This is a genomic window from Saccharothrix tamanrassetensis, from assembly GCF_014203665.1.
Lineage (GTDB): Bacteria > Actinomycetota > Actinomycetes > Mycobacteriales > Pseudonocardiaceae > Actinosynnema > Actinosynnema tamanrassetense.
Genome location: NZ_JACHJN010000001.1, coordinates 1077905 through 1100579, shown reverse-complemented (window position 1 = coordinate 1100579; position 22675 = coordinate 1077905). Strand labels below are relative to the sequence as shown.

Here is a 22675-nt window from a genome sequence, read left to right as displayed (position 1 = left end):
TCCCGGGCGAGCTGGTGGAGTCCTACCGCCACCAGCCCGCCCGCAGCGCTTCCAGGCGGTTTCAGGTTGAAGGTGCCCGCGGGGCATCGTCTGTCGTGTCGGTCAGTCCACCTCTTCGGAGGACTGGGACGGACTGCTCTCGGAGAGATTCATGCCGGCCATCCGGCGGGCTACCTCCTCCGGGTCGCCGGAGCCGGGCATCAAACCGCGTACGGGTCCTTTCGCGAGGTCGCGCGTGCGCTTACTCCTCTTCTCCAGTCTCTTCCCCTGGTGGCTTTCCAGGCCTTCGGCGGCACCGTGGGGAGTCGAGACGACCAGCCCGAGCACGCCGTACGCGGTGAACCACTCCCGGGGGATCGACTTGCCGGTCATGGCCGTCCACACCTCGCCCGCGAAGGTCGAGCAGTTGTGCAGGGTGAGGTTGTAGTCGGCCTGGGACTTCTGATGGGTGAGCAGGTAGCCATTGACGATGTCCCTCAAAGCCACTTTCTTCGACTCATGGTGAGTGGCAGGATAGTGGTCGCTGTACTTGTCGGGGCATTGAATGCCGCCTTTCACACTGACCAACGTGGCATACGGGTCTTCCGGGTAGAAACCGAAGGAGATGCTCCGCTGCGATCCGGTGATCTCGATCCAGGCGTGCCCGGCGCCTTGCCTGGGGTCGCGAGCGCCCCCGTCCACCATGAACGTGACTTTCAGCTTCTTGGCGACACCGTGCAGGAGCATCTCGTTCTGGAGCAGTTCGCGCAGCGGTGTCAGACGGTTGTTCTCCGGCAGTTCGGGAAGTGGTTCGACGACCTGAGCCGCCGTCGCCGATTCGGACTCGGATTCGGACTCGGACTCGGATACGGACTCCGATTCGGATTCCCGGTGGGGTACCACCGGGATCGGGTCTTCGTCGATCGGGTTGGGTACCGGCCGGATCCGGCGGAACGTCGGGGGTTGTCCCGCCAACCTCTCCGTCCGGTCCGCGATCTCGCGGAGTTCCCGCCGCTCCCGGGAGCTGTCGGTGTCCCGGCTGTCGGAGGATTCGGATTCGGATTCCTGGTGGGGTACCGGCCGGGCTCGGCGGAACGTCGGGGGTTGTCCCGCCAACCTCTCCGTCCGGTCCGCGATCTCGCGGAGTTCCCGCCGCTCCCGGGAGCTGTCGGTGTCCCGGCCGTCGGAGGATTCGGAGTCGTCGGCCTCGTAGTCCCCACTGCCCCGGCGGCCCCGTGGCGGACTCTCCATGCGCTGCACGGCTCCGCCCGCCATCGACGCACCCTCGTCGACGGGCGCGGAGTCGACGTGCTGCGGGACGGCCCGCCGGCCCGCGACGGACCGGGCGGTCGCCGCACCGGCACCGAAGGAGACCCCGTCGCCGGCCGCCTTCTGCTCGGAACCCTGGCCGGGATCGGTGATCGTGACTCCGGCGCCGTTGCTGTTACCGGTCTCGCGGGTTCCCATGAGGTTCTCGTTGACATGGCTCAGCTCGTGACCCATGACCTCCTTGTCCGCGACGACCTGCGGGGCCGCGAAGATGTGGGTACCGACCGTCATGGCCCGGGCGCCCAGGGCCGCGGTGGCTCGCTGGGCCACCGGGTTGTCGTGGAGCCGGGTGGCGGCGAGGTTCGGGTTCTGGAAGAACGGCGTCGCCGCCGCGAGCAGCGGTTCGGGGAGCGAGCGGCTCGGTGAGGCCATGGCCTGGTCGAGCAAGGCCTTCTGACCGGCCGGGCTGTCGTCCGGCACGGCCACGTGACCGTGCTCCTCGCTCTCGGGGGCACGTTCGACGACCTCGTCCTGTGTGGAACGCTGGACCTGGGAACCAGCTCCGTGGTGCCCACATGCAGGACCGTGCTGATGTCGGTCTTGGGCCGACGGATGCCCGGTCTGGCGGAGCAGCTGAACGACGGCAGCGTTGCCCACGGTGGCCTGGAGCGCCTGGATCCCCCCGACTGACGTCAGACCAGGGTACTGCCGTTGAACAGCGGGTCGTTCGTCGGCGGTGGAAGTGGACGATGTGTCCCGCCCATCGCCCGAGTTGCCACTGTGGTGGTTCCGCACAAGCACTCTCCTCCGGTGGGCAGCGGTTCGTGTTTTTGATACCGGCTCGCCGCGTGCGCGGCACAGGACCGCGAAGGCACTGCCGGGGCACACGTTTTGCCCTTGGCGACCTTCCGCGATCCGGCGACCGGCTCGATCGCTGTGGGCCGCCCCAATCCGAGCACACTGGGTGTACCGGGGTGATCAGTCCGCCGGCCGGTTGCAGCAGCGTGGACGAGCCGGCGCGGGTCGAGGGGACGGGCCCGTTTCTTCGACGACGTCTGAGGAAACGGGCCCGCGTGACCGATGCCCCTAGTGGCAGTTCTTCTGTTCCGGCGTGCAGAACCTGACCTCTGGGTACTGCGTGGAAGGCCGCTCCAGCAGGGGTTGCGGCCGGCTGCGCAGGTGCCGGTCGAAGAAGGCGGCGACGTAGGCGCGGACGATCTCCACGGAACGGGTTCCGGCGAGCTCGCTGCCGAAGTCGAGGCCCATCTGCTGGGTCAGCAGGTCGTAGTCGGCGAACGACGGGTGCACCGCTCCGGTCACCTTGAACCAGCGCTTCCACCCGGTCAGGCGTTGCCAGTCCCGGTTCAGCGTGGCGTCGTCGGCGTCCTGGGTGAAGAACAGGAACGGCCGCGACAGCCCGCTTTCCGGCAGTGGCTTGAACATCGTGCCGTCCAGGTTGGCGCCGGCCCGGACCCTCGGATCGGTCAGCATGGTCTCGCCGACGCTCGCGCCGCCGAGGGACATGCCCGCCATCGCGATCCGCGCCGGGTCGATCAGCGTGCCCCGCCGGCCGATCAGTTCGTCGAGCACGAAGGAGACGTCGCGGGCTCGGCTCTCCACCGCGAGCCTGCCGAAGTCCTCGACTTGCAGGTCGCACGTGGCGCAGGTGGTGACCCTCCCGTCGGGGAAGGTCGTGGCGAAGTTCTCGTAGGTGTGGTCGATCCCGGCCACCACATAGCCTCTGCTCGCCAGTTCCTCGGCCAGCGCGCCGAACGAGCTGCGGTACCAGGTGTAGCCGGGCGAGAGCACCACGAGAGGATGCCTGCCTCCCGTCGGCCGCACGTCGGTGTACGCGTTGGTCCTGGTCTTGCTGAAGCTGTCGGGTGGCACGCCGGTGATCCCGTGGCCCTCCAAGAGGAGCTCTGACTCCTTCGGCGTCATGTACGAAGCCCGCCGCTCGCCACGCGACTTCGCGGGATACCACAGGGAAACCATGAGTTCTCTCGCCCCCGCCTCGGGCACCCAGGGGTCCTGGCGCGATTCGTCGGTCAGGTGCAGGGACGTGATGCCGACCGGATGAGGACCGGTTGGTGGGGGCAGGTACATCGTGCTGGTCGATGCGGTCGCCGGGTCAGGAGAGTCGGCCGCGGCTGTGTGTGTGGACGAGGCGGCGACCGCGACGGCAAGCAGTCCGGCGACGGTGACCAGACCGCGAGTGCGTTCGCGGAACCGCTTGGTCAGTCTCACGGTTGTTGCAGCCGGCGTGGCGTCTTCTTCATTGGGCATGGTTTTCATCCTGGGAGCCGCTGCGGCGCTGAACATCAGGCCAAAGCAGGGTTCGCGCCGGCCGCAACCGTACTTTTGACCGATACGGCACACCGGTAGCGGTTCCGTAGCCTGCCCACGTGGACACTCGGGACCGGCCGACCGATCTGCTCGGCATCGCGGCCGATGCGGGGCTCATCGTCGGGCACGCCGCGGCGCTCGCCATCACGGCGTTCGCGATCGCGGACAGCTGGGGCGGCGGTTACTGGGTGTTCGGCTGCGCCGCCGGGCTGGTGATGGGTGCGCTCGCCCTGATGCGCCGCCGCCACCCGGGATGGGCCGCCGGTGTGGGGCTTGCCGTCGCAGCGGTCGCGATCGTGGTCGCCCAGGTCGCGCACCTGCCCGCCGAGCCCGGGCCCGCCGCCGCTGTCGGCCTGTACGTGCTCATCGGCTCCGCGATCAGGGCACTCCCGATCCGCTGGGCAGCCACCATCGCGACCGCAGGGCTCGCCCTCGTCGTCGGCGCCGGGCTCACCGCACCGGCATCCCCGTCCGGAGTCCCGGCCGTGCTGACGTTCAACGGCGCCGGCTGGCTCGCCGCGCTGGCCACCGGGCTGGGTCTGCGGCTGCTCGACACCCGCCGCCGCACGGTCGCCGAGCAGGTACGCCGCGCCGAACGCCTCGACCTGGCCAGAGAACTGCACGACATCGTCGCCCACCACATCACCGGCGTCGTGCTCCACGCCCAGGCCGCCCAGGTCGTCCGGCGCAAGTACCCGGAGGAACTGGACGACTCCCTGGCCGGTATCGAGACCGCCGGCTCAGAGGCGTTGGCCGCGATGCGCCGCGTCGTCGACCTGCTGCGTGACACCGACGACGCGGCCCCTGCCACGCCCGGTCCCGAGCAGCTCAGCGCGCTGGTCGAACGCTTCACCAGCCACGGCCGCACCGTGCACCTCCGGCTGCCCGACGACGAACCGGAATGGCCGCCGGAAGTCACCAGCACGGTGTACCGGGTCGTCCAGGAATCCTTGACCAACATCGCCAAGCACGCCCCGCACGCCCATTCGGTCACTGTCCGCGTCACCCATGACCACATCAACGGCAACGACATCACCCAGGAGCAACCGACCATCACCGTCGAGATCACCGACGACGCCCCACCACACCCGCCCCGCTACCCCCACCGCAGCGGGTACGGCCTGGTCGGAATGCGCGAACGCGTTGAGGCCCTCGACGGCACACTGCGCGCCGGTCCCTGCTCCAGCACCGGCTGGTCCGTGCGGGCCGTCCTGCCGCTTCCTGCCCGGGAGCTCCGATGACCGGCTCAGCGCCCATCAGCGTCCTGCTGGCCGACGACCAGGCCATGATCCGCAGCGGCCTGCGGCTCCTGCTCGATGACGAACCCGACATCAGCGTGGTCGCGGAAGCCTCAGACGGCGTCGAGGCGGTCGAACTGGCCCGCCGGCTACGTCCCGACGTGTGCCTCGTGGACATCCGCATGCCCCGTCTCGACGGCATCGAGGTCACCCGCGCCTTGGCCGGCCCCGGCGTCTCCAATCCGTTCCGGGTGGTCGTGGTCACCACCTTCGACACCGACGAATACGTCTACGGCGCACTCCGCGGCGGAGCGGTCGGCTTCATCCTGAAGGACGCAGGCCCCGCCCTCCTCGCCGAAGCCGTCCGCGCCGCGAACATCGGCGACGCCCTGGTCTCACCATCGATCACCCTGCGGCTGCTACGCCACCTCGCAGACACCCACATCACACCCACCGCCAACGAACCAACACCCCCACTGTCCGAACGGGAGACCGAAGTCGTCCGGGCCATCGCCAGGGGCCGCACCAACCGGGAAATCGCCGCCGAGCTGTTCATCTCGCTGAGCACGGTCAAGAGCCACGTGTCCGGCATCCAAACCAAGCTCCGAGCACGCAACCGGGTCCAGATCGCCGCCTGGGCATGGGAAACCGGAACGGTGAAGACCAAGGGCTGTCATGTGACTCGGTGATCGAGGAGTTGGAAAGCTACGGCGCCGTGGCACAGTTGCGGCCTCCACTGCGGAAGGACGGGTGGGTGGTGCCGGCCGAGGACAACGGTCTGCATGGGGCGGATCTCCCGGTCCTGGCCCGGTTGTCCGGAGCCGGCACCGTGGCCGCGAGCGCCTACTGGAACGTCAACCTGCGCACCCAAGTCGCCCTGGCCCACGACGGCGAGGTGGTGGGAGCCTTCGACTTCGTCGCCGACGAGCCCCCGCCGAGGGTCCGATGGAGCCGTTCATCCGAGGCTTGGACTTCACCGATCCCGAGCGGATGTGCGTGGAACTACCGCTCGCGGCGGGGGTGGCACGGCGGACTGCACTTCGGCGGGGGGAGAGAACGGCCGTGCCGTCGATTGCTGCGGCGCGGCCGATCAGCGGCTGTTGTCCGGGTGATAGACGGTGAGATCGCCGTAGGCCGACAGAACGTCCGCCAGGTCGCCGGGTTTGTCCCGCAGAATGGTGTCCAAGAAGGCAAGAGTGGTGGTGGCGACGACGCGCGGGCTCTCGGTGCGGCCCAGGGAGCCGACTATCGAGGGCACCGGCGGGAGGTACAGGGGCCCGTCCATGAAAGTGAGATGCGCGGCGTCGGGGATGGTGAGCCGGTAGCTCGTCGCGGTGCTGAGTTCGAGCACCTCGGTGAGGCGGGGTAGGAAGCGCGGGTCGGTCCCCGGAGTGATGGCCTGGGTGAGCGCGAGCGTCGGCTGGTCGAGCGAGGGTGAGGCGGGGCCGCGGGGGTAGCCGTCCAGGTTGATGACGGCGTCGAACCGGCGATCCTGCCGAGCCGCCTGCAGAGCGGCAGCACCACCCATGGAGTGGCCGGTCACCGCGACCCGGCTGGTGTCCAGCCGCCCGACCAGTGGGCCGGCGATCTCACCTCGGTCCAGACTGTCCAACCGGGTGAGGACGAAGCCGAGGTCGGCGGCTCGAACCGCTGTCCAGTCGGCCGCCAGCTTGTCGTCCTGGTCCCGGTCGCCGGTGGAGATGGTCTCGGTGTTGATCGTTCGGCCGTCGGCGAGGACGACGGCGGCCGAGTCGTACGGGTGGTCGAGGGCGGCGACCACATAGCCGTGGCTGGCCAGGTCCTCCGCCCAGGCGGTGTTCTGGGTGCGCACTCCGCTCGACCCGGGGGAGAACAGCACGACCGGGAACCGTTCCGCCCCGTGGGCCACCGGGGCGTCGAAGACCGAGTGGGTGTGGGCACGCGGAACACCGTCGACCAGGAAGCCCGGCAGGCCGACTCCGCGGGCGAGGGCACCGGAAACGGTGCGCGCCTCGTCCTCCGTGCGTCCGAGGTACTGGGCCGCCGGCTGCGCGCCTGCGGGGCTCTCCTGCGCGGGGTACCAGAGCTGGACCACGACCGTGCGCCGGTCGGTCGGATCGGCGGTGAAGGTCTCGGGGCGGCTCGGATCGGTCCACTGCACCAAATGGGTGCCGACCCGGAAGTCGCCCGAGGGTTCGGGGAACACGGGCACGGGAAGAGCCCAGGCGGCCACCGGGCCCGTGGTGATCAGGCCGAGGCAGGCCACCGATCCCGGCAACGCCAGCCACCAGCGGGCCCGCCACGCCGGCCGGCCGGTACGGCGTCGCAGCAGGGGGAAGAGGGCGAACGGCAACGCGAAGGCGGCGCCTGCCAGTACCGGCAGCATCTGCCAGCGGATTTCCGCCACACTCAGCACGATCGCGGACGGCACGAGAACCGCCGCCGCCGCGATCGTGACGCGTGGGCGGACGGCGGGGGGAAGCCAGCGCGCCACTACCAGCGCGACGGCACCCAGCAAGGCGAGTATTTCGAGGGGAGACATGTGCAGTCCCGTGACGATCTCGTTCACCCGGCCATAGTCGGCGCTGGGTAGGCGCTGCCACATCGATCCCGGGTCGCCGTCGTAGGCAACCGGGGTCGCAATCCGAAGCAGGTCCTCATGCGCTCGGAGTGGCAATCGAACGCGTCGGATCAGCGGTCGGTCTGCGACCACGGGAGGTAGTGGGACTCCTCCTGCGGTCGTACTTCGGCACGGTGGCATCAGACGGTGGACTCATGTGCTTCGCGGGCCCGCGGCCTACCGTGACAGGGCCGTAGTGGGTGCCGGGCAGCGTGAGGCGTACGTTTCCGTACTCGGCTCCGGTTGTACGCGGTGGCGGCCCCCGGCCGGGGCCACTCTGACGCTCAATCGACAGGGACGTGTGATGACCGAGGCGGCCGCGGAACTTGGCAATGCCCAGCGGGTGCGCTACCGGGACCAGGTGCGGCGGGCGAGGGCGGTCGTACGGCTGGCGAGGTATGCCGACCAGGCCTCCGCACGAGCGGCGCGATTGGTGAGAGCTGCCGGGCGTTTGGGCTCCCGACTGCCGCCTCTGGTGTGGGACTTGATGTTGCCGACGCTTCTCCTGCTCAACGTCATGACCACACGCGCGCCGCAGGAGTTGCCGGTGGCCGTGGTCCTTACCACCGCCCTTGCGCTGCCCCTGGTGTGGCGCCGCCGGGCTCCGCTCACGGTGTTCGGCGTCGTGGCTGCTGCGGCCTTCGTCCAGTGGCTGGTGGACGTTCAACTGCCGGCGGACATCGCCTTGCTGGTGGCTCTCTACACGGTGGCCGCGAACTCGGGCCGGCGCGGCACGCTCGTCGCCGCTGCCATCGTGGAGGCAGGGGTCCTCCTGGCCTGCCTGCGCTGGGCGACGGAAGGCGCATTCCTGACCCCCTTCGTCGCGGTCACCGCGATGACCGTTGCCGCCGCCGTCCTCGGTGTGAACGTGCGGACCACGCGCGCCTACCTCGCGGCACTGAAGGAACGTGCCGCACGCCTGGAGGAAGAACAGGAGCAGCAGGCACGAGTGGCCGTCGCCGAGGAAAGGACACGTATCACCCGGGAAATGCACGACATCGTCACCCACAACCTGTCCGTCATGGTCGCGCTCACCGACGCCGCCGTCTACGCGCAGCACCGGTCGCCCGACAAGGCCACCACCGCGATGCTCCAGATTTCCGAGACAGGGCGGCAGGCCCTGACGGACATGCGGCGTTCTCTGGGCGTCCTGCGAACCGACGAACCGGACGCGGAGCGCCACCCGCTGCCGGGCATCGCACAACTGGAGGCCCTCGCCGACCAGATGTGCGCCGCCGGGCTGCCAACCCGTCTTGAGGTCGAGGGCGGCCACACCCACATACCCGCCACCGCACAACTGACCGTCTATCGCCTGGTACAGGAAGCCTTGACCAACACCCTCAAGCACACACCCGCCGGCACACACGCGAAGGTCCGGATACGGTGCTCAGCCGAGACCGTCACAGTGGACGTCACCGACAGCGGTCCCCGCCCGCCACTTCCCGGTGCCACATCGTTCGGCCACGGCATCCCCGGGATGCGCGAGCGCTCGGCCGCCTACGGGGGGAAGTTGCAGGCCGGACCGCTTCCGGACGGCGGCTGGGGCGTCCATACCTGCCTCTTCCTCAGCAGCAGCGGAGTCGTGTCCGAATGACGATCCGCATCCTGATCGTCGACGACGAAGCGCTGCTCCGTATGGCTTTCAGCACGGTGTTGGAGGCCCAGCCCGACATGGAGCCGGTCGGTGAAGCCGCGGACGGCACGCAGGCCATACTCCTCGCCCGGGAGCTGCGCCCCGATGTCGTCCTCATGGACGTCCGGATGCCTGGGACCGACGGGATCGAGGCGACCCGGCAGATCATCCGGAACTGCCCGCAGACCAGAGTGCTGATCCTCACCACCTTCGACCTCGATGAGTACGCTTTCGCCGGACTCAACGCCGGAGCTTCGGGCTTCCTGCTGAAGAACACGAGGCCCGAGGAACTGCTCACCGCGATACGTAACGTGGCCGCGGGCGACGCGGTGGTCTCCCCGCGGATCACCCGCCGCCTGCTGGAAAGCTTCCGCCCGTACATCCCCGACGGCAGCAACGCCGAACGCGACGCGCGGCTGAGCCGGCTCAGCGCCCGTGAGCGCGAGGTGCTCATCCAGGTGGGCTGCGGCCTGTCCAACACCGAGATCGCGGCCACCCTGTACCTCGCGGAGGCGACCGTGAAGTCCCATCTGGGGCGAATCCTGCAGAAGCTCGAACTCCGCGACCGGATACAGGCCGTGGTCTTCGCCTACGAAAGCCGCCTCATCCACCCGGCATGATGCTGCTGCCCGTCAGCGGTGAGCAGGTCGTGGCGCAGGCGCCAACGCCTACGTCAGCAGGCTCCCGGCGTCCTCGGCGGACATCTCGCCTTCCTGGGTAGCGCGTTGCCGGCCACTCATGCGCGCAACTGCTCGATGCCGCGCTGGTGGCGGAACCACGTTTCGCGGCACTGAGCTTTGCGCGGTCCGCGGCCTGCATGGATGAGGTTGTCGGCAGGTACGGATTCCTGGTCAGCGGCGGCCGGTGGTCAGGATGACGAGGTACTGGCCGCCGCCCGGTTCGATGTCGGTAGTCACCGGCAGCCCTGGTACCAGTCGGGAGAACCGGTCCACCAGCCAATCCGCCGCCTCGCGGGCGTCCTGTTCGGTCGGGCAGCGGGCCACCATCTCGCGGCCACCCTTGCGCTCCAGCCTCCCGGCGACGGTGATCAGCGGCGCGGGTTCGACCACGTGCAGGCGGTCCGGCCAGGCGATGACCACTGTGACCGCGCCCTTGCGGGAGTTGCACCCGCGGTGCGCGAGCCGCTCGGCGATCTTGGCCTTCCGGTCGGCGGTCCGGCTGTCGACGCTGGGCCCTCGCGGGTCGTTCACCGACATGTCGGGGTCGACCGGTTCGTCGCAGACCCAGCACCGCCAGCCGTCGCGCTCGGCTACATCATCGAGGAGGCTCACCCGAGCAAACTAGCCTGCCGGCCGCAGCCCCGCGCACCGCACCGCACAAGGACTGTCACGTAGCCAGTCTTGTGGTCGGCGGATCAGCCGTCGCGGCTCCTGTTGCCGTTCGGCCCGATCCGCTCTTTGATCGCCTCGGGGAGCCGACCTACTCCGCAGTGTTGTGCGGACTGGCTGCCTCGCCGTTTCCGGGACCTGTCCCACGAGCAGTAGGACACAGTGGATCCGCACTCGCATCCGCACTGACAAAGGCGCGATCCATGAGTAACACAAGGTTTGCGACCGAACTGGCGGGCATCGTGTTCGTGCCCATCCGCGGCGTCCGGACCGGTCCGGAATACCATAACCGCACCGGTTTCGGGATCGCCCCGGACGGCGCTGGACCCGGTTCGAGCGCGTCCGCGCCAACACGGTGAGGCAGGTCGGCCAGGCGAGGTTCGTCGTAGCCGGCATCGGCGACCAGCAGGATGTCCGGATCGCCGAGCCGCCGGCAATGCGTGGTTCGGTGAACCGATCGCGTGGGTACGGTACCTGCGTGGTGCAGGTGTTCATCCAGCCGTCCTACGGCACGCCCGAGGCCCGTCGGTACGGGACGGCCACGCTGGACCGGGCCGTGTCGTACCGGGACGCGGGCCTCGATCCGGAAGTTCTGGAGCGCTTGGAGGACTTGCACCCGACCGGCCGGGCCCGGTTCTGGGGCGCCACCGCCAAGCACGACCGGCGCATGGCCACCGTGCGCACCGGCGACGTCGTGCTGCTCACCGGCCAGAAGCACGTGCAAGCCATCGGCGAGGTCGGGCACGCCTTCCGCGACCCCGCGTTCGCCCGACGCCTGTGGAACCCCGACCCGGGCAAGTGCCTGTGGCCCAACGTCTACAGCCTGCGACGGTACTGGCGCGTCCGGATTCCCTACGAGGCGGTGTGGGCGTTGCCCGGCTTCACCGCGGGCGACAACTTCATGGGCCTGCGGTTCTTGGACCACGACCGGTCCAAGGCCGTCCTGGCGCTCACCCCCTGCCGACAGCCGCCCGAACCCGACGACGCTGCGGAGGGTTCGTCATGATCTGACTGGGCAGTCCCGCGTAGTCACTGGTGGGCGAACGGGGCCGATCGAGGAGCGGTGGCCGGACTACCGCTCGCGCTCTCGTCGCAGCAGGTTCTCCACGACGGTTGCCCGCGGGTCGTCCAGTTCCAGGAAGGTGTCCAAGGCTTCCTCCCAGGCTTGTCGCGCCAGGTCCGGCCGGCCTTGGGCAGCGCGGACCCGCCCCAGGAACAGCAGGTTCTTGGCGACGTCGAACCGGGCGTCCACGGAGCGCAACTCCGCCTGCGACTCCTCGGCGTGGCGCGCGGCCTCCGCCAAGGCCCCGAGGCCGAAGTAGGACTCGGCGATGTTGCCCACCGCGACCGCGCAGTGGTAGCGCCTGCCCAGCGAGTGGAACAGCTCCCGCGCGACCCGGCCGTGGGTGAGCGCTTCCCGGTGACGACCGGTCATGCAGTAGCTGTCGCCGAGGTTGAGCGAGTACATGGCCACGTCGACCGGGCTCTGCGCGGTGCGGGCGTGCGCCAACGCCCGGCGCAGGTAGGGGATCGCCTGCTCGGCGCTGCCGCTGTTGATCAGCGTGATGCCGATGTTGTTCAGGCACACCGCCGCCTTGGCCGGGTCGTGGTCGGCTCGGCAGACGGCCAACGCGTCCTGGTAGGACGCGATCGCCCGGTCCCAGTCGCCGGTCGCCATGTACGCGCCGCCCAGGCAGTTCGCGGCGTGGAACCGGGCCACGGGGTCGTCGAGCCGCTCGGCGCAGGACACGCCGAGCCGCCCGACCTCCAGCCAGTCGGCTTTGTGCTGCCGGGTCCGGAAGAACCCGTAGAGCAGCCAGGAGAACCGCCAGACGTCGTCGTGCCGGCCGTGTTCGGCCAGCCACCGCACGGTCGCGAGCAGGGTGCCGCGCTCGGTCTCCAGCCAGTCCAGGGCCTCGGCCTCGTCGGCGAATTCGGGCCAGCCCGGTTCGCCGGCGGCGAGGTCCACCACCTCGGCGATGCGGGGGCTGTGCATCACCAGGTCGCGCGCCCGACCGGCGACGACCAGGTACATGTCGAACAGCCGGCGCAGCGCGGCGCGGCGGGTCGCTCCGGCGACGTCCCGGGCCAACTCGGCCGCGTAGGCGTGGACGAGGTCGTGCATCCGGAAGCGGTCTGGCCGGTGCTGTTCGACCAGGTGGCAGTCCTCCAGCCTGCGCAGCAGCACCCGGACCCGACCGACCGGCGCGCCGACGAGGCAGGTGGCGGCGACGAGACCGATCTCGGCGGTCGGCGCGAGACCCAGCCGGGCGAACGCCCGCGCCGCGTCGGCGTCCAACGCCCGGTAGGACCACGACAGCACCGAGCGGACGTCGCAGCTCGGTTCCGCGCCCGCCAAGCCGTCCAGGTCGCCCCCGGCCTCGCGCAGCTCCGCGGCCACCGCCCGCAGCGGGAACGCGGGCCTGGCGGCGGCGCGCGCGGCCACCACCGCCAACGCCAGCGGCAGGCCGGCGCAGCGGGCGACGATCTCGGCCACCTCCGCCGGCTCGGCGGCCGTCCGCTCACGGCCCAGCCGGGCGGCCAGCAGTTGCTCCGCCTCGGCCGCGCTGAGCAGGTCCAGCGTCAGCGGGTGGGCGCTGTTGCCGGCCACCAGGCTGGTCAACTGGTTGCGGCTGGTGACCAGTACCAGGCAGCCGGCGGTGCCGGGCAGCAGCGGGCGCACCTGGTCGGCGTCTCGGGCGTTGTCCAGCACGACGAGCAGCCGGCGGCCGGCCACCAGGCTCCGGTACAGGCCCACCTGGGCGTCGAGGCCGGTCGGGATGCGCTGCGGAGCCGCGCCGAGCGCGTCGAGGAAGCCGCGCAGCGCCTCGGCGGGTTCCACCACCGAACCGCCCGCGTCGAACCCGCGCAGGTTCGCGTAGAGCTGCCCGTCGGGGAAGTGGTGCGCCATCCGGTGCGCCCAGCGCACCGCCAGAGCGGTCTTGCCGACGCCCGCCGTGCCGGAGACCGCCGAGACGACCACGGCGCACGGCTCCCGCCCGGCGACGGGCAGCACCGCGTCGAGCCGGGCCAGTTCGGCGGCCCGCCCGACGAAGCCGGCGATGTCGGGCGGCAGTTGCCGAGGCAGCGGGCCCGCCGTCGGCTCGGGCGCGCCCGCCGCCGCGGACAGCAGTTCGCGCCGCTCGTCGGACGCCAGGTCGAGCGCGGCGGCGAGCTGCCGGACCGAGACGAGCTGCGGGTTGCCGCGCTCGCCGGTCTCGATGCCCCGGATCGTCCGGATCGAGACCCCGGACCGCTCGGCGAGCCGTTCCTGGGTCAGTCCCGCCCGTCGGCGGTAGTGCCGAAGGGTGCCTGCCAGTCGTTCCCCCATGGGGACATTGGTACCAGCCCGGACCGGCCACGGGTGGCCGGTCGGCGGCCTGTTCCCGACGACCGGGTCCGAGCAGCATTGGTCACTGCCCGCAAGGGCGTGGTCCGACCAGGAGGGGGACGCGACGGTGTTGTCCGGCAACGGGAAAGCGGCTGCGGGGGTAGCGGTGAAGAGCAGGAAGAGCTTGGTGGTGGTGTTCTCGCTGGCACTGATGGCGATCACGGGAGGGATGGCGCAGGCGGCCGGGAACGAATCGGTCGGAGCGCTGGACACCTCCAGGTGCGTCGACCTGGCGAACGGGCGGTTGTGCATCACCATCACGCCGGTGAACCGGCAGGGGCACGTCCGGGTCTCGTACCAGAAGAAGTCGGGCGGTTCGTTCTACGGGCACCTGGAGTGGGTGAACCCGGCCAACCAGACGTTCCGGTCGCCGGACGTCACGATGTCGGCGGGCAACACCTACTACCACACGTGGCCGACGTGGGTGGGTCCAGGTTGCAACCGGGGGGTCGTCTACAACGTGACCGACCGGGAGTCGAGCCCCACGCCGCCGCTCTGCGTCTGAGCGCGACCGGCGTTTGACAGCGCAGGACGGACTGCCCCGGGTGTCACCCGGGCCAGCCCGTCCTGCGCTGGGGCACATCCGATGGATCTTCAGGTGGCGTGATCGAAGGCGTCGCCCACCGGCCGGTGGGCGACCGGCGGCGGATGGTCGAGGGCGGCTGCCCGGTCAGGTGCTCGGCACCGCGACCGGCCTGGCCGGCACTTGGTCCAGGACGTCGGCGAGGAACCGCGCCGGGTCCGGGACCGGTGTGGTGACCCGCATCGCGACGATCGCGTCCGGTCGCACGAGCACGGCCCCGTCGTCGGGCAGCCACGGTGCGCCGACCCGGTGCGCCGGTAGGCCGACCTCCGCCGCGGCGGCGAGCCACCGGTCGCCCGCGGCACCCACCAGCAGGGTCCACCGGGACGCGACCAGGTCGAGCGTGGAGATCCCGTCGACCCACGCGTGGGGTACCCGTGAACCCGGCGACCCGCCCAGCGCCACCGCCAGGTCCACTGTGGACGGGAGTTCCGGCCGCGGGTCGACCACGGCAGCCGAGTCGTACCGCCGGCCGAGGTGCACGACCGGCGCCGCCCACACCCCAGCCGCCGCTCTGGCGGCGTCGGCCTCGGGTCCACGCCCCCAGTGCAGCTGCGGGTCGGCGAGCCTGCGCATCGCCTGGTCCAGCGTCGCCGCGGCGACCGGCTCGCGCTCCTGCGCATAGGTGTCGAGCAGGCCGGCGCCTGCCTCGCCGTGGTGGACGGCGGCCAGTTTCCACGCCAGGTTGTGGGCGTCGGCGACGCCGGTGTTGAGGCCGAACGCGCCCAGGGGTGACACGGTGTGCGCGGCGTCGCCGACGAGGAACACGCGGCCGACGGCGAAGCGGTCGGCCAGGGAACTCCGGGGCCGCCACGGGAGCACGCTGCGCACCCCGACGGCGAGGTCGGGATCGCCGACCGCCGCCTGGACGGATGCAGCGCTCGTGCGTGAAGTCCTCGGGGCGCTCGCCCCCGTCGACGTCGCAGGCGACGTGGAAGACCCAGTTCGTCTCGCCGTCCACGGTCGCCGGCAGGCCGGGCGCCTCCGGCGTGGTGATCGTGCAGGTGGCGAAGGACATCCCCGCAGGTGGGGTCGGAGGTCGGCGCGGAACAGGATGTTGATCATCGCCCGGCCCAGGTCGCCCGCTCCGGAGGTGCCCACGCCGAGCGCGGTCCGCACGGCGCTGTGCGTGCCGTCCGCAGCCACCACGCGCGCGCAGCGCAGTGAGTAGCGGCCGTCGGGCCCTTCCAGTTCGACAGGCCGCCCGGCGCGCCGAGCAGCGCACCGGGCTGACCAAAGAGCAGTGGCAGCGCAGCGTCGGCCCCTACATCAGCGAGGTCCTCGCGGCGGGCGAGCACCCGATGCTCGCCCGCCGCGTCCTCGAAGCCGCGGAACCCGACCCCGACGCCGAGTTCGAGTTCGGCCTGGACTGCGTGCTCGACGGTCTTGCGGCCCGAGTGGGTCACGGACCGGTCAGTACGCGTACCGGCGCACGGCCTCCGGGCGGATGACCAGGCGGAGCCGGCAGGCTTGGTTCCCCCGTGGGCGAACCGACTCGCCGGGGAACGCAGACGGGAGAGCAGTCGGTGCGACTGCTCTCCCGTCTGCGTGGCGGTTCCGGTCAGCGCACGCCGAACATCCTGGTCGTCGTCTGCTCGATGCGGTTTCCGGCAGTGTCAGCGGCCACCGCGCGCACGGACAGTGCCCCGCCGGGTGGCAGCGACGTCGCGGGCACCGTGCCGCGGCGCACCTGGCCGACGACGGTCGTCGGCACCGGCCGCCAGGTCGTGCCGTTGTCCGCCGACACCTCGAAGGTGAACTCGCGCAACGTCGGCGTTCCGCGCGATTCGAGCAGCGTCGGGCGGATGTCGAACGTCAGCGGTCGGCCCGCGATCGCCTTGCCGTCCAGTTCGAGTTGCGGCTGGTAGTCCAGCACCAGGACGTCCGGCCGGGTGGTTCCGCCGTCCGGGCCCGGCGGGAGCGAGGTGAACGTCCAGCGGCTGTGGGAGGTGTTCGACCACGGGTAGGTGCCCGGTTCGAGTTGGACGGACGCTTCGAGCGTGTACCGGATGTTGCCCGGCTCCGCCTCGAAGAAGCCGCTGAAGGTCGGCAACTCCCCGATGAGATTGCCATCCCGGTACAGCTTCAGGTGCGCCTGCTTCACCGGTGACCCGTCGAGGCGGCCGATGCCCACCCCGTCGCCGTACTGCGATTCGGCTTGGAGCAGGGTGTCGGTGCGGCCGAAGTACGGTACGTGCCGCAACGGCATCAGCCGGTTCACCGAAACCCGCTCGCCGGGCCGGTGCGCCGTCGGCGGTGTGCACAGGTTGATGACCGGTGGGTCGTACGCGGTCACGCAGTGCGTCCAGCGCACGTTCGGACTGGCTGTGACCGCTTCCACGCGTCGTGCCGGCACCTGCAGACCGTGGTAGGTGCGGAACGGGGTCGGGACCATGTCGCTCTCGAACGAGCGGAGTTCGTAGGCGTTGGCGGGTTTGCCGAGCGTGCGGTAGGTGGTGGTCCGCTGCGACAGCTGAGCCACGTCCGTCGCGGTCAGCTGGTGGTGCGGCCGGTCCGGTACGCGGTCGTCGGCGAACACCAGGTCGTAGAGGCTCGGTCGGCCGTCGAGGCCGTCGGCGAGCAGCCGCCACCGCGAGGTCAGGGCGAAGCGGCCCGCGGTGACCGGTTTCGTCGGCTGCACGAACAGGTGGTCGGCCACGTTGGGGTCTCCGGGCGCGTTGCCCTTGAACATGGAGTACATGAAACCGTTGCCGTTCGGCCCGCTGCGGGAGTAGTAGAGGTCCTGCTGCCCGACGCGGGTCGACACGCCGTCGACGCCCGCGGTGGCCGCCACGGCCGGCCGCGCGTCGATGTCGACCGACGTCGCCGCCGTGACGACGACCTCCGGATTGCCCGCCACCGCCAGCGATTCCGGTCCCGCCGCGCCGGCCGGGGTGCGGATCTGCGCGGAGACCTGGTACGGCCCCGGTGGAACGCGGGTGCTGCCGCGACCGTTCTGGTCCAGGTTGATCGTGTAGAACCGGCCGAGCCCGTCGGTGATCGGAAATACGTCCACGGCGCCGTGCGCCCAAGGCGTGCCGTTGCGGTCGACCACGCCGACCGTCAGGTCGTAGTTCTCGGGTTCCTTCTCCAAGCCCACCGGCAGCCGCACCGCGGGAGCCGAGGAACCCCGTGGGGTAACCGACAGCGTGCCGTCGTACTGACCGGGATCACCCAGCCTGGGGTCGAGGGTCACGGTCGTGGTGGCCGTCCCGCCGGCGGGCACGGTGATCGTGCCGGGGGAGACGGTGAGCATCCCCGCGGGAGCCGGTGTGGCGGCGGGGAGGGAGCGCAGCGACGCGTTCAGGTCGACCGTGCGCGGCTGGATGTCCTTGTTGTGGATGGTGATCGTGCGGACCACCGGCTCGCGCTGCGGGAACTTCTGGAGGCCGAAGTCGAGCGTGCCGGGTTCGGCGAGCAGTTGTGCGGTGATCGCCTTGGCCAGGTCCAGGCTGCCCGCGCCCTGGTCGAACGCCGTCAGTCCGGGGTTCGGCAGCGCGGTGGCGGTGCCGATGAGCGCGCCCTTGAGCTGCCGGGCGGTCCAGTCGGGGTGCTGCTGTGCGAGCAGTGCGGCTGCCCCGGCCACGTGCGGCGTCGCCTGGGAGGTGCCCTGGAGCGTGGTGTAGGGCCCCGGCTCGCTGCCGGTCCCCTCGGCGCGGGCCCCGGTGATCGCCTCACCGGGGGCGACCACGTCGGGTTTGAGCCCGGAGCGCCCGAGCGTGGGACCACGGGACGAGAACCAGGCGACCTCGTCGGTCCGCGTCGTCGCGCCGACGGTGAGGGCCGACTCCGCGACGCCGGGTGTGTCCACCGTGTACTGGCCCCAGCCCCGGTTGCCCGCGGCGACCACGAACAGCGCGCCGGAGGTGGCGGAGAGCCGGTCGACCGCGTCGCGGAGCGGGTCGGGTCCTTCGGTCGCCCGGCCGCCCAGGCTCAGGTTGACGATCCTGGCGCCGCGGGCGGTCGCCCACTCCATGCCGGCGATGATCCAGGACGCCTGCCCTTCGCCGTTCGCGTCGAGCACCTTGGCGGAGAGCAGCTTCGCGTTGAACGCCACCCCCTTGCGGGCACCGCCGGCCGCCGCGCCGGTGCCGGCCAGGATCGACGCGACGTGCGTGCCGTGCCCGGCCTGGTCGGCGGTCGTCCCGCTGCCGGTGAAGTCCTCGCTGGTCACCTTGCCCACCAGGTCGGGATGTCCGGCGTCGACGCCGCTGTCCACCACGGCCACCGTGGTGCCCTCGCCGCTGAGGCCTGACGACCAGGCGTCCGGCGCCCCGACGTCGGTGAGGTTCCAGTCGAGCTCGCTCGCCCGCACCTTCCGGTCCAGCCGGATCGACGTCATGCCCGACAGAGCGGAACGCCGACCGTCCGCGCGGCCCGCGAGCTGCGCGCCGAACGCGGCGGCCTCCGCTTTCGGCAGCCGCACCGCGCTCGCCCCGATGGTGGGCAGCTCGCGGACGGCGTGCAGCGCCGGACCGGCGTCCGCGAGCCGGACCCCGTCCGGGTGCCCGACGATCAGCGGCAGGCTGTCGGCCTTGGCGTCGTCGTACCCCATCTCGACCAGTGACGTGACGTCGAACAGTGCCGGATCCAGCACGTCGGGCACCAGGTGGGCGACGTCGCCGGGCACGACGTGCACCCGGTTGCCCTCGCGTCGGGTCTGGAACCCGACCGGGTGGCCGTCCCGCGGCGCGGGAACCACCTGGTACTCCGGGCGGGCGCCCCCCGTCGCGCGCACCTCCACCCGGTCGCCGGTGATCAGGGTGACCGAGGTGCCGGCCGACGCGGGCTCCGGTGCCTCCGCGGGCGCGGCGGACGCCCCGACCGGCACGACCGCCGCCGCCGATATCGCGACCGCGGCGAACATCTTGGGAAATCTTCGACCTGACACGGAATTCCCCCTACGTCCGAAAAGTCGAAAGCATGATCACTTCAACTCTGGCACGGGTCTTCCGTGATGGATCGGGGCCGGCGGGGCGAGACGTGTGATCCGCATCGCAAAACTGGCGATCATCCTCAAGGTCCTGCGGTCATCCGGCGGCAAGGCTTGATCGGATTGGCCTCAGCTAGCCGCTGAACAGCGACGTTGGACCGCCCTGCCCATTCGGCCAGGTCGTTTTTATTCCCCCTCACTCGGCATTCTCGAGTGGCGGATCGTCTTCGCCAGGCGAAGTCGGTCCACCTCGGAAATACGAAACGGAACGGTGCGTCCGGTATTGCCCCGTCGCGTAGTCGGCGCGGCTTCGGTCACGCGGTCGGTTCAGGCGACGAAGACGCAGAACGGGTGGCCGGCCGGGTCCGCGTAGACGCGCAGTGGTTCTTCCGGGTCGTCGCTGCGGTCGGACAGCAGCCGCCCGCCCAGTTCCAGGACGCGGTCGTGCTGCCTGTCGAGGTCCTCGATCGACGCCACCGTCAGGTCCAGGTGCAGTTGTTGCGGCACCGGGCCGGGGTCCGGCCAGCTCGCCTCGGGCAGCGTGTCGACCTGCTGGAAAGCGAGCTGGATGCCGCCCGGATTTCTCAGCACCAGCCAGTCGGAGCCGCGCTCGTCGGCCGCTCCGGGTTCCGGCGGCTCGTCGCCCGTTCGGTAGGCCAGGCCCAGCAGGCGCCGGTAGAACTCCGCCAGCGATCGGGCGTTGGTGCAGTCCAGGACCACCTGACGCAGCACGGGTACTGTCTCCCGCTCGGTCACATTGATCACCTCCACGGCGATTGTGCGCTGTGGACGACAGGATGCGCCAAGTCCCGCATGGTGAATCCTCTGGGTTCGTCGGATGTGGTCGACGGGTTCGAGCGGAGCATCGCTTGGAAGGGCGCGGCGGACACGGCGTTCGAGTGTCGAGCGTGGTGGTCGCGGTTGGAGCGAGGTCTGCGGGATCCCACTTCGGTGCGTGGACACGGCGGGGACGGGGTAAGTCACGGTGATGAGCGAAGAACCACTGGATCTGGGCGCCACCGACCTGACCGCCGAGGAGGAGGAGCGGGTCCGGCGTGAGCACGACCTCGACCGTCCGGAGGAGTTCGACCGGCGCACCGGGGTCGACGAACGAGCGGTGGCCAGGGCCGAGCTGTTGCCCGAGGAGCAGCGGGTGGGCAGCGCCGACCCCGAGGCGCAGGCGCGGGAGGTGTTGCGGGACTCGGAGGTGCGCACCGAAGTGCCCGAGTCCGCGCCGGACACGTTCCGGGAGCGGCGTCCATCGGGGGAGTGAACGCTCACCGCACGGCGTCTCCTGCGCGCTGCGTGACGCCCTGGCCGGAGCCAGGGTATTGAGCGACCGGGGTGGTCGACGCCTGCGGAGGCTGGTCAGCGGAGCAGATCCGCCGGCACGCGTAGATCCTCGTGTTCGTAGAGGGCGCTCACGGCAGCGGGATCGTCGGTGGCGCACACGTCGGCGAGCTCATCGAGCAGAGCGTCGTAGTCCGCACCGGTCTTCCCTGCGTAGGCATCGGTCATGCGCCCCCACTCGTCCCACGGAAGGACCTCGACCTTGTTCAACGCGGCGAGGTCCTTCACGGCGTTGCCGCGGATCTCGGCCGGTCCCCAGTTCTCGGTTCCGTGGACGCCGAACCGGGAAGCGTCGATCTCGCCACGCCGGTAGGCACTCCACGCCTCGCCGCCAGTGAGGAATTCCCCTGGGCGCAGGTCGTGCGGGTGGGGCAGCACGGTCTGCCCGAGGATCTCCGAGTCGACGCGGATCCAGCGCGAGCTGCTGTCGTCCCAGTACTCCGTGATCCAGTGGTCGAGCCCCTGGCCGCGCTGGAAGTAGGTGGCGAAGCCGCAGCGGGCGCGGGCCGCGATTCCGCGGTGGCGCAGCAGCGCGCAGCTCAGCACGGCGAAGTGCCGGCAGGTGCCCACCACGCGCTTGTCCGGTTCGCGGGCAGTGGTCAGCGGTGCCGGGTCCAGCGCGAGCAACCGCTGCACCAGCGAACTCGCGGGCCGGATCTGGTTTTCGTCGAAGCGATCGGCAGGCAGGTCCAGCGTCTGCGCGCCGGTGGGTTGGATCACCAAGTCGTGGACTGGCAGGCAGATGCTCAGAGGATCGGCGGCGATCGATTCCAGGGCGAGCGGATCTACGCCGTCGAGGCTGGTGAGCGGTCCGGGGCGTGCGTAGTCGATGACTTCTACCATGCGGCACGATCATAGGCGGTCGACGACCGGCGTGGTCGCACTATTGCTTGATCGAGCTGCCGCCGGGCCGCTCGATCGTCTCTCCAGGATTGGCTTCAGGGCGCGATATTCGATGATTCGTCCTCAAAGGACTGTCCACTCGCAGTGCGACGGACCCACCGGTCACGAGCCGTCGGTCCTGGTGGGGTTCGTAGCGGTGACGAGGACGCGTCTGACGGAGGGCATCCCCGCGAGGGCGGTACGTGCCTCGGCTTGCATCAGGGTCAATCCGGGATCGTCGGACGGGCCGGCGTCCAGCGCTGCCTCGTAGACGGCTTGCCGGCGCTGTTCCCACGCGGGCCGTTCGGCTACGTCCACGTCGGTGAACCCGGCGTCGCGCAACACTTGATCGCAGCGCAGGGTCGCGAACCTCTCCGCGACGTCCACGTCGCCTGGGGTGCGGGCTTCCCAACAGGTCAGCACGAGTCGGCCGCCGGGGCGCAGCACACGCCGCAGTTCCCGCGCGGCACGGTCGCGGTCCTCGGTGAACTGGAACGCATCCACGCACATCACCGCGTCGGCCATGCCCTTGTCCAGTCCGGTGTCCGCCAAGTCCCCGACCACGAAACGCGCGGTGGACCCCAGACCGAACGCGTCGCGTCGTCGTGATGCGGACGCGACCGCGACCGGCGAGCCGTCGACACCGCACAACGTGGCACCGACTCGACGTGCCACCCACATCCCCGGCCCGCCCCGCCCACAGGCCACGTCCACCAGGCGTCCACCGGGCCCGGGGCGGACGGCCGACGCGATCTCCTCGAGGCCGGACATCGGCACGAAGGAGAACGGTTCCACCTCCGGCGGCAGGTCCGCGTCCAGCAGTGGCGGGAACGCCCGGCGCAGCCACTCCGACCGCTCCGAGACCAGGAAGACCTCATCGAACGTTTCAGGCAGGTCGCTCATCCCGCCACCGTAGGGCGCGCCGATCCGATCCGTTGCGCCCCGGGTTGATTCCAGCTCGCGGCGCATTGAGCGCAGTCGAGGGTGCATTACGTCGGATGGGTCCGCAAATGTGCGCGTACAAAGCTTCATCCTGTTGGTCTATCGCAGCCGGGGGCATTCGGCTCTACGGTGAGAATCGTACGGAGGATGGTCCTACCGGTAACCGTCCGAGTGCCGATTC

General features: G+C 70.6%; 18 protein-coding genes. 8 read left to right on the top strand and 10 right to left on the bottom strand.

The window, feature by feature from the left end:
* Window positions 1-102: 102 nt before the first annotated feature.
* Both FHS29_RS04465 and FHS29_RS04460 read right to left on the bottom strand, forming a co-directional pair.
* Window positions 103-2136, bottom strand: a complete 2034-nt coding sequence (locus FHS29_RS04465) for an eCIS core domain-containing protein (RefSeq protein WP_221455287.1) — start codon at window positions 2134-2136, stop codon at window positions 103-105.
* 198 nt (window positions 2137-2334) lie between these two features.
* Window positions 2335-3354 (bottom strand): alpha/beta hydrolase family protein, encoded by a 1020-nt coding sequence (locus tag FHS29_RS04460; protein ID WP_221455455.1) that lies wholly within the window; start codon window positions 3352-3354, stop codon window positions 2335-2337.
* 299 nt (window positions 3355-3653) lie between these two features.
* Here FHS29_RS04460 and FHS29_RS04455 point away from each other — a divergent pair, with 299 nt between their 5' ends.
* Together FHS29_RS04455 and FHS29_RS04450 are read left to right on the top strand one after the other, a co-directional pair.
* Window positions 3654-4835, top strand: coding sequence for a sensor histidine kinase (locus FHS29_RS04455; protein ID WP_312864743.1), 1182 nt, complete (start codon window positions 3654-3656; stop codon window positions 4833-4835).
* Window positions 4832-5521 (top strand): response regulator, encoded by a 690-nt coding sequence (locus FHS29_RS04450; RefSeq protein ID WP_184688418.1) that lies wholly within the window; start codon window positions 4832-4834, stop codon window positions 5519-5521. Before FHS29_RS04455 ends, FHS29_RS04450 begins: the two co-directional genes overlap by 4 nt.
* A gap of 401 nt (window positions 5522-5922) precedes the next feature.
* Here FHS29_RS04450 and FHS29_RS04445 read toward each other — a convergent pair whose 3' ends face one another.
* On the bottom strand, window positions 5923-7524 hold the full coding sequence (locus FHS29_RS04445) for an alpha/beta hydrolase family protein (protein ID WP_312864742.1): 1602 nt from the start codon (window positions 7522-7524) through the stop codon (window positions 5923-5925).
* A 211-nt stretch (window positions 7525-7735) separates the two neighbouring features.
* Between FHS29_RS04445 and FHS29_RS04440 the strand changes: the two genes are divergently transcribed.
* Window positions 7736-9025 (top strand): sensor histidine kinase, encoded by a 1290-nt coding sequence (locus FHS29_RS04440; protein ID WP_221455286.1) that lies wholly within the window; start codon window positions 7736-7738, stop codon window positions 9023-9025.
* Complete coding sequence (locus FHS29_RS04435; protein WP_184688416.1) at window positions 9022-9684, top strand: response regulator; 663 nt, start codon at window positions 9022-9024, stop codon at window positions 9682-9684. The genes FHS29_RS04440 and FHS29_RS04435 overlap by 4 nt, the downstream gene beginning before the upstream one ends.
* Window positions 9685-9915: 231 nt before the next feature.
* Here FHS29_RS04435 and FHS29_RS04430 read toward each other — a convergent pair whose 3' ends face one another.
* The gene (locus FHS29_RS04430) at window positions 9916-10356 is read right to left on the bottom strand and encodes a hypothetical protein (RefSeq protein WP_184688414.1); all 441 of its coding nucleotides are present in this window, start codon (window positions 10354-10356) and stop codon (window positions 9916-9918) included.
* Between the two features lie 535 nt (window positions 10357-10891).
* Between FHS29_RS04430 and FHS29_RS04425 the strand changes: the two genes are divergently transcribed.
* The gene (locus tag FHS29_RS04425) at window positions 10892-11419 is read left to right on the top strand and encodes a hypothetical protein (RefSeq protein ID WP_184688412.1); all 528 of its coding nucleotides are present in this window, start codon (window positions 10892-10894) and stop codon (window positions 11417-11419) included.
* A 66-nt stretch (window positions 11420-11485) separates the two neighbouring features.
* Here FHS29_RS04425 and FHS29_RS04420 read toward each other — a convergent pair whose 3' ends face one another.
* Window positions 11486-13744, bottom strand: a complete 2259-nt coding sequence (locus FHS29_RS04420) for a tetratricopeptide repeat protein (RefSeq protein ID WP_184688410.1) — start codon at window positions 13742-13744, stop codon at window positions 11486-11488.
* Between the two features lie 166 nt (window positions 13745-13910).
* Between FHS29_RS04420 and FHS29_RS04415 the strand changes: the two genes are divergently transcribed.
* Entirely contained in the window at window positions 13911-14309 is a 399-nt protein-coding gene (locus tag FHS29_RS04415) for a hypothetical protein (RefSeq protein WP_184688408.1), read from the top strand.
* 165 nt (window positions 14310-14474) lie between these two features.
* Here FHS29_RS04415 and FHS29_RS04410 read toward each other — a convergent pair whose 3' ends face one another.
* The gene (locus FHS29_RS04410) at window positions 14475-15533 is read right to left on the bottom strand and encodes an FAD-dependent monooxygenase (RefSeq protein ID WP_312864753.1); all 1059 of its coding nucleotides are present in this window, start codon (window positions 15531-15533) and stop codon (window positions 14475-14477) included.
* A gap of 17 nt (window positions 15534-15550) precedes the next feature.
* On the opposite strand from FHS29_RS04410, the gene FHS29_RS04405 reads away from it, so the two are divergent.
* On the top strand, window positions 15551-15838 hold the full coding sequence (locus tag FHS29_RS04405; RefSeq protein ID WP_312864741.1) for a TetR/AcrR family transcriptional regulator C-terminal domain-containing protein: 288 nt from the start codon (window positions 15551-15553) through the stop codon (window positions 15836-15838).
* A 110-nt stretch (window positions 15839-15948) separates the two neighbouring features.
* Here FHS29_RS04405 and FHS29_RS04400 read toward each other — a convergent pair whose 3' ends face one another.
* Window positions 15949-19254 (bottom strand): S8 family peptidase, encoded by a 3306-nt coding sequence (locus FHS29_RS04400; protein ID WP_184688404.1) that lies wholly within the window; start codon window positions 19252-19254, stop codon window positions 15949-15951.
* Window positions 19255-19647: 393 nt separating this feature from the next.
* Entirely contained in the window at window positions 19648-20076 is a 429-nt protein-coding gene (locus FHS29_RS04395) for a VOC family protein (protein WP_184688402.1), read from the bottom strand.
* Window positions 20077-20308: 232 nt separating this feature from the next.
* Here FHS29_RS04395 and FHS29_RS04390 point away from each other — a divergent pair, with 232 nt between their 5' ends.
* Window positions 20309-20593, top strand: coding sequence for a hypothetical protein (locus FHS29_RS04390; protein ID WP_184688664.1), 285 nt, complete (start codon window positions 20309-20311; stop codon window positions 20591-20593).
* A gap of 95 nt (window positions 20594-20688) precedes the next feature.
* Here FHS29_RS04390 and FHS29_RS04385 read toward each other — a convergent pair whose 3' ends face one another.
* Window positions 20689-21513 (bottom strand): transglutaminase-like domain-containing protein, encoded by an 825-nt coding sequence (locus tag FHS29_RS04385; protein WP_184688400.1) that lies wholly within the window; start codon window positions 21511-21513, stop codon window positions 20689-20691.
* 162 nt (window positions 21514-21675) lie between these two features.
* The gene (locus FHS29_RS04380) at window positions 21676-22455 is read right to left on the bottom strand and encodes a class I SAM-dependent methyltransferase (RefSeq protein ID WP_184688398.1); all 780 of its coding nucleotides are present in this window, start codon (window positions 22453-22455) and stop codon (window positions 21676-21678) included.
* Window positions 22456-22675 lie beyond the last annotated feature (220 nt).

Coding starts and splice junctions, on each gene's coding strand:
- FHS29_RS04460 (WP_221455455.1), bottom strand. CDS start 3,354: ATGTACCTGCCCCCACCAACCGGTCCTCATCCGGTCGGCATCACGTCC.
- FHS29_RS04450 (WP_184688418.1), top strand. CDS start 4,832: ATGACCGGCTCAGCGCCCATCAGCGTCCTGCTGGCCGACGACCAGGCC.
- FHS29_RS04440 (WP_221455286.1), top strand. CDS start 7,736: ATGACCGAGGCGGCCGCGGAACTTGGCAATGCCCAGCGGGTGCGCTAC.
- FHS29_RS04435 (WP_184688416.1), top strand. CDS start 9,022: ATGACGATCCGCATCCTGATCGTCGACGACGAAGCGCTGCTCCGTATG.
- FHS29_RS04420 (WP_184688410.1), bottom strand. CDS start 13,744: ATGGGGGAACGACTGGCAGGCACCCTTCGGCACTACCGCCGACGGGCG.
- FHS29_RS04400 (WP_184688404.1), bottom strand. CDS start 19,254: ATGTTCGCCGCGGTCGCGATATCGGCGGCGGCGGTCGTGCCGGTCGGG.
- FHS29_RS04390 (WP_184688664.1), top strand. CDS start 20,309: ATGAGCGAAGAACCACTGGATCTGGGCGCCACCGACCTGACCGCCGAG.
- FHS29_RS04385 (WP_184688400.1), bottom strand. CDS start 21,513: ATGGTAGAAGTCATCGACTACGCACGCCCCGGACCGCTCACCAGCCTC.
- FHS29_RS04380 (WP_184688398.1), bottom strand. CDS start 22,455: ATGAGCGACCTGCCTGAAACGTTCGATGAGGTCTTCCTGGTCTCGGAG.